Origin of the sequence: Flaviflexus sp. (assembly GCF_041440645.1) — a bacterium.
In the GTDB taxonomy this organism is placed as follows: Bacteria; Actinomycetota; Actinomycetes; order Actinomycetales; family Actinomycetaceae; genus Flaviflexus.
The window spans coordinates 23,763-32,947 of the sequence record NZ_JASDVN010000016.1 but is presented as its reverse complement, the minus strand read 5'-3'; the positions used below and the strand labels follow the sequence as shown (position 1 = coordinate 32,947).

Annotated in this window: 11 protein-coding genes; 6 read left to right on the top strand and 5 right to left on the bottom strand. The window is 60.7% G+C overall.

Annotated features, from left to right (window positions below):
* Both QMB98_RS02265 and QMB98_RS02260 read right to left on the bottom strand, forming a co-directional pair.
* Positions 1-1,190: NAD(P)/FAD-dependent oxidoreductase (locus tag QMB98_RS02265; RefSeq protein ID WP_371684020.1), on the bottom strand; the 1,190-nt coding region annotated here is incomplete at its 3' end.
* Positions 1,191-1,531: 341 nt separating this feature from the next.
* Positions 1,532-2,884 (bottom strand): nicotinate phosphoribosyltransferase, encoded by a 1,353-nt coding sequence (locus QMB98_RS02260; RefSeq protein WP_371684019.1) that lies wholly within the window; start codon positions 2,882-2,884, stop codon positions 1,532-1,534.
* Between the two features lie 68 nt (positions 2,885-2,952).
* On the opposite strand from QMB98_RS02260, the gene clpS reads away from it, so the two are divergent.
* The 6 genes from clpS to rdgB are packed head-to-tail and all read left to right on the top strand — an operon-like array spanning position 2,953 to position 6,724.
* Complete coding sequence (clpS, locus tag QMB98_RS02255; RefSeq protein WP_371684018.1) at positions 2,953-3,234, top strand: ATP-dependent Clp protease adapter ClpS; 282 nt, start codon at positions 2,953-2,955, stop codon at positions 3,232-3,234.
* A gap of 1 nt (position 3,235) precedes the next feature.
* Complete coding sequence (locus QMB98_RS02250; RefSeq protein ID WP_371684017.1) at positions 3,236-3,844, top strand: DUF2017 family protein; 609 nt, start codon at positions 3,236-3,238, stop codon at positions 3,842-3,844.
* Between the two features lie 9 nt (positions 3,845-3,853).
* On the top strand, positions 3,854-4,663 hold the full coding sequence (gene murI, locus QMB98_RS02245; protein WP_371684016.1) for a glutamate racemase: 810 nt from the start codon (positions 3,854-3,856) through the stop codon (positions 4,661-4,663).
* A complete protein-coding gene (locus QMB98_RS02240) occupies positions 4,660-5,436 on the top strand; it encodes an MBL fold metallo-hydrolase (RefSeq protein WP_371684015.1) in 777 nt (258 codons plus the stop codon). Before murI ends, QMB98_RS02240 begins: the two co-directional genes overlap by 4 nt.
* Positions 5,433-6,152, top strand: coding sequence for a ribonuclease PH (gene rph, locus QMB98_RS02235; RefSeq protein ID WP_371684014.1), 720 nt, complete (start codon positions 5,433-5,435; stop codon positions 6,150-6,152). The genes QMB98_RS02240 and rph overlap by 4 nt, the downstream gene beginning before the upstream one ends.
* A complete protein-coding gene (gene rdgB / locus QMB98_RS02230; RefSeq protein WP_371684013.1) occupies positions 6,149-6,724 on the top strand; it encodes an RdgB/HAM1 family non-canonical purine NTP pyrophosphatase in 576 nt (191 codons plus the stop codon). Before rph ends, rdgB begins: the two co-directional genes overlap by 4 nt.
* 230 nt (positions 6,725-6,954) lie before the next feature.
* On the opposite strand, the gene QMB98_RS02225 is transcribed toward rdgB, so the two are convergent.
* The 3 genes from QMB98_RS02225 to QMB98_RS02215 all read right to left on the bottom strand — a co-directional run bounded on the left by QMB98_RS02225 (position 6,955) and on the right by QMB98_RS02215 (position 9,149).
* Positions 6,955-8,055 carry a PLP-dependent transferase gene (locus QMB98_RS02225; protein WP_371684012.1) on the bottom strand — a complete coding sequence of 367 codons (1,101 nt, stop codon included), beginning with the start codon at positions 8,053-8,055 and terminating at the stop codon, positions 6,955-6,957.
* 249 nt (positions 8,056-8,304) lie between these two features.
* Entirely contained in the window at positions 8,305-8,643 is a 339-nt protein-coding gene (locus tag QMB98_RS02220) for a DUF3054 family protein (protein ID WP_371684011.1), read from the bottom strand.
* Complete coding sequence (locus QMB98_RS02215) at positions 8,643-9,149, bottom strand: DUF4916 domain-containing protein (protein WP_371684021.1); 507 nt, start codon at positions 9,147-9,149, stop codon at positions 8,643-8,645. The genes QMB98_RS02220 and QMB98_RS02215 overlap by 1 nt, the downstream gene beginning before the upstream one ends.
* Positions 9,150-9,185: the final 36 nt, after the last annotated feature.

The window sequence follows — 9,185 nt, the reverse complement described above, 5'->3', positions numbered from 1 at the left end:
CATGCCACGACGCGCAAAACGCCCGCTACACACTCAATTATGAAGAGCCAGTTTGAAAACCAAGAGCTCGTGTCGCTGTAGCTAACATCGAACGTCTTCCCCTGTTCGCGAGCCTCTGATTCGAGTAGGCCGACCCGTACAAGCTCGGGAATCGTGAACACGGTTGTTGGGATCCCCGTGTAGTCCGGAGTCTCCAGGTCGCCATTCATCATGTTCGAGGCGGCAACAGCCCCCTCCATGGAAGCGACCGGAGTGAGTGGCATTCCGCCAGTGGCGGCAGCATCCCCAGCCGCGTAGACGGCCGGATTGCTGACACTACGCAGGTGTTCAGTCACAGTGACTCCGGCCGCCGTGTGGTTGATGCCAGCGACGTCCAAGTTGAGGTCGGCAAGGTCCGGCTCACGACCGGCCCCGTGAACGACGAGATCGGCTTCCGTCGTTTGGGTTTCCCCTTCGTGCTCGGTGACCACCTGGTAGCCAGCACCGGCGGCCCGGATTTCCCGGATGCTTGTGTTGTTGCGTGTGGCGATGCCAATATCGCGACTGCGAGAGAGGAGGAGTTCGACCAGGTCGGGATCAAACTTCTTGAGGAATCCGGAACCGTGGGTGAGGATGGTCGTTTGGGCTCCAGCACGGGCGGCGATGTGGGCGAACTTGAACGAAATGAACCCGCCCCCGACGAAGACGATCCGCTTCGGAAGCTGCTCCAGCTCCATGAAATCGGTACTGGTGATCATCAGGTCGCTCCCGGGGAACGGGAGGGGCTTGGGGCGAGCGCCCGTTGCGATGAGAAAGTGGGATGCGCTGATGGTCATGCCGCCGATGTAAACCTGATTGGGTCCGGTAAATGATGCCCTCCCATGGAGTGTCTCAATCCCAGAATCCTTGAGGCCCTGCTCAATGCTATGGGACATCGGCTCCGTGAATCCTCGCTTGTGTGAGATGAGGGAGGGCCAGTCAATCGACAGCGTGCCCGGTGCAATGCCCTTGCCCTCCATGAGCCTCGCATAATCGATGATTTCCGCCCCGCGGCGCAGGATCTTCTTGGGGTCGCAGCCCCGTAGCGGGCAGGTTCCCCCGTAGGGGAGGTTGTCGACGATCGCGACGCGCCACCCCTCCTCCGCGCACGCCCAGGATGCGGCGGTACCTGCCACCCCGGTTCCAATGGTGATCAAGTCGTAGTCCGTCACGATTCTGTCCTCTCGTGGGTTTAACTTCGGGGGCTAGTGCACTGCCTTCCGAGGCGAGTGCGCCATGACGATGGAATGGAGAGCGAAACTCCAACACTCGCGCCGTCAGCTTTATTGAGGTAGGTTACACCGCGAAGCGAATCCTGCGGCTACCGAATCCGCAGTCTGCCCGGTGGTCAAATGATGAGGTTGCCGGGTTTGTCGTTCGAGGGTTGAGCCTTGAGGATGAGGCCACATCGGACAAAACGAAAGGCGCTACCGAGCTGGTAGCGCCTTCCGATGTTTCCTCGATTGATGATTGATCCATGTCATCGATCGAGGACTGATCGGGACATGGGTGGTTAGCCCTCGTAGGGGTTGTCGTCACCCTCGAAGATGTCGAGCATGGTGGACTGGAGGGCGGGTTCGCCCTCCGAGAGGCGCCATGCCTGGTAGGGGAGCCTGTTGCGGGTCGTGATGTGGTGCTGTCCCGCCTCCTGAACCGAGAGGTGCTCCTGGATCTCTGCATTGAGGATGAGTGGGACCTGGAGGGGGCGTGCACCCATGTCCGACAGCTTGGTGCGGCCCTGCTCCCAGGAGCCGGCGGACACGATGAGTTCCTCGCGGTCGACTCCGTCGAGGTCACTGATGCGGCCGGCGACCTTGAGACCACCGTAGGAGGCCTTCTGGCTCGACTTCTTCGCCACCTCCTGCATGGTCCCATCCGCGCCCTCGCGGGCCACGAGCTTGTAGACGAGCTCGGCGGTGGGGAAGCCGGACCCGGTCACGAGCTTCGTGCCAACCCCGTAGGAGTCAACGGGGGCGGCGCCAAGGGCGGCGATGGCGTACTCATCGAGATCGCTCGTGACTGTGATCTTCGTGGAGGTGGCACCAAGATCGTCGAGCTGCTTGCGAACGGTGATGGCCTGGGCCACGAGGTCGCCGGAGTCGAGGCGGACTGCCCCGAGTTCGCCTCCGGCCTTGCGGGCGGCGGCGACGGCGCGCTCCACGCCCGTCTTCACGTCGTAGGTGTCGACGAGGAGGGTGGTGTCCGGTCCCATCGTGGCGATTTGTGCCTCGAAGGCCTGTTCCTCGTTGTCGTGTACGAGAGTGAACGAGTGAGCCGCGGTACCGATCGTGGGGATGTCGTAGGAGCGTCCCGCCTCGAGGATCGAGGTGCCGGCGAAGCCACCAACGACGGAGGCGCGCGCCGCGGACACTGCTGCACGCTCGTGCGTGCGGCGCGCTCCCATCTCCAAACAGGGACGACCGTGTGCCGCGATGGTCATGCGGGATGCGGCTGCCGCGACAGCGGAGTCGTGATTGAGGATGGAAAGAATGAGGGTCTCGAGAACAACGGCTTCGGCAAACGTGCCCGTCACGGTCATGATCGGCGATTGGGGGAAGAACACTTCACCCTCGTTGTAGCCGTAGATGTCGCCCGTGAACCTATAGTTGGCCAGCCAGTCGATCGTCGAGGGAGCGACCACGTTGTTGTCTGCGAGGAAGGTCAGCTCGTCATCGGAGAACGTAAACTTCGCGACCTCGTCAAGGACGCGTCCCGTTCCGGCGACAACGCCGTAGCGCCGCCCGGAAGGCAGACGCCTTGAGAACACCTCGAACACGGACTTCCGGTTTGCGGTACCGGAGGCGAGAGTCGATTCGACCATGGTCAGCTCATACATGTCGGTGAGCAATGCGGTGGACTTATGCATGCCTTTACTTTAGTAGGCGGTTCCACCTCTTCGCCCATTTCCAGCAAGGTTGCGTAGAATGGTAGGCAATGACTCAGCCAACTCCTTCCCCAACTCCGACCGAGGAACGCGAAACAGCTCCCTCGTGGCGCACCGTTGTGCACGATGATCCGATCAACCTCATGAGCTACGTGGCGTGGGTGTTCGAAACCTATTACGGTTTCGATGCCAGGACCGCCAACCGGCTCATGATGATGGTTCATTCCGAGGGTCGTGCCGTCGTGTCTTCCGGGTCCCGCGAAGCCATGGAAACCGATGTGCAGGCGATGCACACGTACGGTTTGCAGGCGACGATCGAGAAGGACATCTGAGATGCTGAGCTTCCGCAAGGTCCGCGGGGGAGTGAGCTCCGGTGGGGACATTTTTGAACTGGAACTCGTCGCCTCCCTGATGAGGGACATTGTTTCCATCCTCGGCGAGGACGTTGCCGTCGTTGACGTGAGTGATGATCCCTTCGAGGCTCTCGAACGCGAGTTCGCACCCGCCCAGGACGCCTCGCAGGATCCCGCGATTGCACGCCTCCTGCCGGACATGAGTGAGGATCCCGACGAGGCCCGTGAGCTTCGTGAACTGACCGAATCGGGTGTCCGATCAGCGAAAGTATCGAATCTCACCACCGTCTACAGGGCCCTGAACTCCTCGACGGGCCGAGTGTTTGTGCCAGATGAGGACATCCCGGTGTGGCTGTCCGCGCTCACGGATCTGCGCATCGTGCTCGGCACGAGACTCGACATCGATTCCTCAGAACGCGCGGAAGAAGTCGCTCAGAGCGCTGCCGACATCGCCGACGGCAAGACCTCGGATGAGGACCTGCCGGAAGAGGAACAGGTAGATCACCAGCTCACACTCGTGTACGCGATGATCACGTGGTGGCAGGATTCACTCATCGATGCGGTGCGATTGAGGGGTCCCCGCGGTTAAAGTCGGTTCATGAGCGACGCACCCATTGGCATTTTTGACTCCGGAGTCGGAGGCCTCACCGTTGCGCGCTCCATCATCGATCAGCTCCCCAACGAGGCCATCACCTACGTGGGGGACACCGAACACACACCCTACGGCCCGCGGCCCATCGCAGAGGTGCGTCAGCTGTGCCTCAACGTGCTCGACAAGATCGTTGACTCCGGTGTGAAGGTCATTGTCATGGCCTGCAACTCTGCCTCCGCGGCAGCGTTGCACGACGCTCGTGAGCGCTACCAGGTCGGCATGGGTATACCCGTCATCGAGGTGATCCAGCCAGCCGTCCGCAGGGCATCGGCTGCCACCCGCAATCGCAAGGTCGGTGTCATCGGAACGAAGGCGACGATCAACTCGGGTGCCTACTCGGACGCGTTCGCCGCAGCCCCGAACTTTGAACTGACGATGGTGGCAGCACCGAGGTTGGTCGAGTTCGTCGAATCGGGACAAACAAGTGGTCAGGAACTCATCCAGGTAGCTCGGGAGTACCTTGAACCCATCAAACAGGCCGATGTCGATACCCTCGTTCTCGGCTGCACCCACTACCCGTTGCTCACGGGTGTGATCTCGTACGTCATGGGAGACAATGTCACGCTCGTGTCGTCTGCCGAGGAAACCGCGAAAGATACCTACCGGGCGCTGGTAGCCGGGGGACTGGAGCGGACCGCAACAACACCGCCACAGCATCGTTTCCTGGCAACGGGCGACGCTGATGCCTTCCAGGCTTTGGCCCGCCGCTTTCTTGGTCCCGAGGTTGGGGCCGTTGACCGCATGGAGGTCTCGTGAAACTTACAGTCGTTGGATGCACAGGCTCCATGTCCGGGCCGAAGGGGGCTGCGTCGTCCTACCTGGTCCAGACGGATACCACGACGATCCTGCTCGACATGGGACCGGGTTCCATGGGTCAGCTCATGAATTACATCGATCCGGGTGAACTGGATGCGATCGTGTTCTCGCACCTCCACACCGACCACGTCGCCGACATCATTGGCATGCAGGTGTACCGCAAGTGGTTCCCCACGGGCCCACTCGGCCCCATCGACGTGTACTGCCCGGGAGATGGTCTCTACCGAACCCGCCAGATTGGTGGCGATGGTCCCGAAGAGAAATACGAGGGTGAGTTCACCTTCCACACCGTCATCGAGGGCGACAAGATCACGATCGGAGATATCGACATCGAGTTCTTCGATGCCGAGCATCCGGTCCCCGCTCACGCCATGAGGCTCACCGGTCCCGCGGGTCAGGTACTCACCTACTCGGGCGACACGGACTACTGCGCAGGGCAGGTCGCGGCCGCCCAGGAGGCCGACCTGTACCTGTGCGAGGCAGCGTTTGAGGCGGAGCGGGACACCGTTCGTGGCATTCACCTGACCGGTGCTCGCGCCGGCCAGATCGCCACGGAAGCGGGCGTGAAGAACCTCGTTCTCACCCACCTCCAGCCCTGGACCGATCCCGATGTCGTCTGCCAGGAAACGAGGACCACCTACGACGGTCCGATCGCTGTCGCCACCCCCGGCGTTACCTTCCACGTGGCCAATTCGCCTAAACTGGAGGCATGACAACTCGCAAAGATCTTCGCGGTCTCGATGAACTCCGCCCCGTCACGATAACTCCGAGATGGCAGGAGGCCGGCGAAGGCAGTTGCCTCGTCGAATTTGGAAAGACCCGAGTGCTATGCACAGCATCCTTCACCGAAGGTGTGCCGCGCTGGAAGCAGGGATCTGGCGAAGGATGGGTCACCGCGGAATACGCGATGCTCCCCAGGGCTACCGACTCCCGCAACCAGCGCGAATCCGTCAAGGGCAAGATCGGCGGACGCACCCACGAGATCTCCCGCCTCATCGGTCGTTCCCTGCGCGCGGTGGTCGACATGAGCAAGCTGGGTGAGAACGCCATTGTTCTTGACTGCGATGTTCTGCAGGCCGATGGGGGGACTCGCACCGCCTCGATCACAGGCGCCTACGTTGCTCTCGCCCTCGCAGTTGAGTGGGCGATGAAGAACAAGATCCTGAAAGAGTCACCCATCATCGATACAGTTTCGGCGATCTCCGTTGGCATTGTCGATGGCACCCCGATGCTTGACCTACCCTACGAAGAAGACGTTCGCGCCGACACCGACATGAATGTTGTCGTCACCGGGTCCGGTACCTTCGTCGAGGTGCAGGGCACCGCCGAAGGCGGTGCGTTCAACCGCGACGAACTCAACGAGCTCCTCGATCTTGCACTCAAGGGTTGCGCTGATCTCACCGAACTCCAGAAGGCTGCACTGTCATGATTCTTGCCTCCCGCAACGCACACAAGCTTCACGAGGTTTCAGCGATCCTCGGACACGACGACATCACGCTCTCCCCAGGCGACCTGGGTGACCCCATCGAGAACGACGTGACCTTCGCAGGCAACGCACTGATCAAGGCCCGCTACGTGTCTGAACGCACCGGCGAGGCAGTCATTGCCGACGACTCCGGTCTGTGCGTCGATGTCCTTGGTGGCGCACCGGGCGTGTTCTCGGCCCGCTGGTGCGGTCATCACGGTGACGACGAGGGGAACCTGCAGCTCCTCCTCAACCAGATCCACGACATTGAGGACAAGTACCGCAAGGCCAAGTTCGTCTGCGCCGCCGTCTACGTTGCTCCAGGTGAGCAGGAGATCATCGCGACCGGCTCATGGTCCGGACGCCTCATCCGTGAACCACGAGGCCATGGCGGGTTTGGATACGACCCGATCTTCATTCCCGATGGTTACGAGGTCACGGCAGCTGAACTGACCGACGAGGAAAAGAACTCGATCTCCCACCGCGGGCAGGCCTTCCGTGCCCTCGTCAAGGAACTCGAACGCCAGGTCTACTGAGACGAAGCGGTAGACCCAGTGGTAACAAACAACTGTTCCGCAAGGAACAGAGGACAGGTTTGGACAGTGCACCCGTGTACAACTGGATCGCTACGGACAGCACGTGACCTGAGTGAACACGTAGTTCAAGCAAGAAGATCGAGAGCCTCAGGCTAACGAAGAACGAAAGACTCAGACGAAAGAAGATTGGGGAGTGCAGTTGCGCTCCCCAATCCCATTACGTCAGTGAACTACTGTCCAGAGACCTGCTCGTTCCCGAGGGCCCGGCGAAGGTCGCCGATGAGATCATCGGGATCCTCGAGACCGATCGAGAGGCGAAGCAGGGAGTTCGTGAGTCCGTAGGACTCGCGAATCTCGACTGGGATGTCGGCGTGGGTCTGGGTGACCGGGTGGGTGATGAGGCTTTCGACGCCACCGAGGGACTCCGCGTAGGTGAAGACCTTGAGGCTCTTAAGGATCTCCTTGATCCTGTTCTCATCCGAGACCTTGATGGAGAGCATGGCTCCCTTGCCCGGGTAGAGGACCTCGTCGATGCCGGGGATAGTCTCGAGGGCGGCAGCTACCTTCTTGGCGGTGGCTTCCTGACGCTCGAACCTGATCGGCAGGGTCTTGAGGGAGCGGAGGAACAGCCACGAATCGAAGGGGGAGAGGGTTGGGCCGGTGGTGTTTGCGAGCCAACAGAGCTTCTCTCCGACAGCCTTATCGTTCGTGATGACAACACCGGACAGGACATCGTTGTGTCCGGTCAGGTACTTGGTGCCCGAATGGACGGAGATGGTCGCCCCCTCATCCAGAGGCTTCTGGCGCAGTGGAGTGAGGAAGGTGTTGTCGACAATGACCTGGGCGCCAAACGGTTTTGCCATCTCAGCAACCTTGCTGATGCTGATTTCCTTCATGAGAGGATTCGTTGGGGTCTCGATGAAGACCGCAGCCACATCGTCGCTTAGAAGTTCCTCAAGATCCTCGTAGGACTCGAAGTAGTCGAAAGTGGCCTGACCGTTCTCCTCAAGTGCGTTGAAGTAGCGGAAGGAACCGCCGTAGACATCCCTGATGACAAGGAAGTGGGAACCGGTCGGGTAGAGGCCGAAGATCAGCTGGATTGCGCTCATGCCGGAGCTGGTGGCAACCGCGTGCGTTCCGTTCTCAAGCTTCGCTAGACCCTCTTCAAGTACCGAGCGGGTCGGGTTCTTGGTTCGGGTGTAATCGAATCCGGTGCTACGACCCAGCTCGGGATGCTCGTACGTCGTCGACATGTGGATCGGCATGCTGATAGCACCCGTCGTTGGATCCTGTCGATTGCCGAGCTGGGCGAGAAACGTTTCAATACTCAATGTGACCTCCTGAAGGACAAGACTAGCCACAGATCGATGTCCGAAACGTCCACCGCAAGGGTCGTCTCCGACTTTGAGAAAAGTGCCCACCGCCGCAAAAAATCACGCGGGAGAAGAGTATTTGTGATACTCGATCAGACGTGATCGGCAGTTTCTCGTCACGTGCTTGAACAGCAGCGAGGTGCGTATCCAGAGGGCCGCGACGGACGAATCCGCTTAAGGGCGCTCGGGTGAGAAGTCCGAGGCCAGTCAGGAACGCTTGGCAGTCACGGCCCGATTGATGGCCCGCCATCCGAAGACGAAGACGGCAAGCACCGCGGCAGTCACGAGGGGAAAGGCCCCACTCAGACCATCGCCAAACGCATATCGCAACCCAAGGCCACCCGCGACCGTGATGACGTAGACGATGGCACCTGCAGAGAACGCTGCAGGGTTCTTGCGCACCGCGGGAATGATCCATGCGACCACAAGTGTGATCACGAACGGCAGCACCGTCATGGGATAGTCGGACCACGCTGACGAGTGGGACGACATGCCGATCGCAACGAAGGCTCCGGTCAGGAGCAGATCGAGGAGAAAGGCCCTCATTAGAGGAGACCGAGGTAGGCGAGCACCTGACGGAGGATCCGGGCGTGCGAGGGCATCATCTCTGCCTGCAACTCGGGGGTGCGGAGCTCTCCCGGGGAGAACCAGTTGACGTCAAGGGTGTCGGCGGCGGGATCGCATTCGCCGAGAACGGGCACGATGTAGCAAAGTGACACGGCGTGGTGGCGCTCATCAAACATCTCCGCCCCGGGGGTCGGGAAGTACTCCGCGACCGTGAACGGAACGACGGTCTGGGGGAGCTGGGGGAGTGACATCGGGCCCAGGTCCTTCTCAATGTGGCGCGAGATCGCTTCCCGAATCGTCTCGTGAAACAGGACGCGGCCGGACACAAGGAATCGGGAGATCCCCTCGTCCTGGGCTCCCAGGAGTAGGCCGATGGACTCGACCTCACCGCGTTCGTCAGTACGAACGGGAACAACGTCTACGTACACCATGGGGACTTTCCTTCGGACGAACTCGAGTTCGTCAGGTGAAAGCCAAGGTCCCATGTCTCCAGATGCTATATCGCTCACACAATGATTCTG

Bases quoted from the DNA above. Each gene is read 5' to 3' on its own strand.
- QMB98_RS02260 (WP_371684019.1), bottom strand. From the start codon at position 2,884: ATGCATAAGTCCACCGCATTGCTCACCGACATGTATGAGCTGACCATG.
- clpS (WP_371684018.1), top strand. From the start codon at position 2,953: ATGACTCAGCCAACTCCTTCCCCAACTCCGACCGAGGAACGCGAAACA.
- QMB98_RS02250 (WP_371684017.1), top strand. From the start codon at position 3,236: ATGCTGAGCTTCCGCAAGGTCCGCGGGGGAGTGAGCTCCGGTGGGGAC.
- murI (WP_371684016.1), top strand. From the start codon at position 3,854: ATGAGCGACGCACCCATTGGCATTTTTGACTCCGGAGTCGGAGGCCTC.
- rph (WP_371684014.1), top strand. From the start codon at position 5,433: ATGACAACTCGCAAAGATCTTCGCGGTCTCGATGAACTCCGCCCCGTC.
- rdgB (WP_371684013.1), top strand. From the start codon at position 6,149: ATGATTCTTGCCTCCCGCAACGCACACAAGCTTCACGAGGTTTCAGCG.
- QMB98_RS02220 (WP_371684011.1), bottom strand. From the start codon at position 8,643: ATGAGGGCCTTTCTCCTCGATCTGCTCCTGACCGGAGCCTTCGTTGCG.
- QMB98_RS02215 (WP_371684021.1), bottom strand. From the start codon at position 9,149: ATGGGACCTTGGCTTTCACCTGACGAACTCGAGTTCGTCCGAAGGAAA.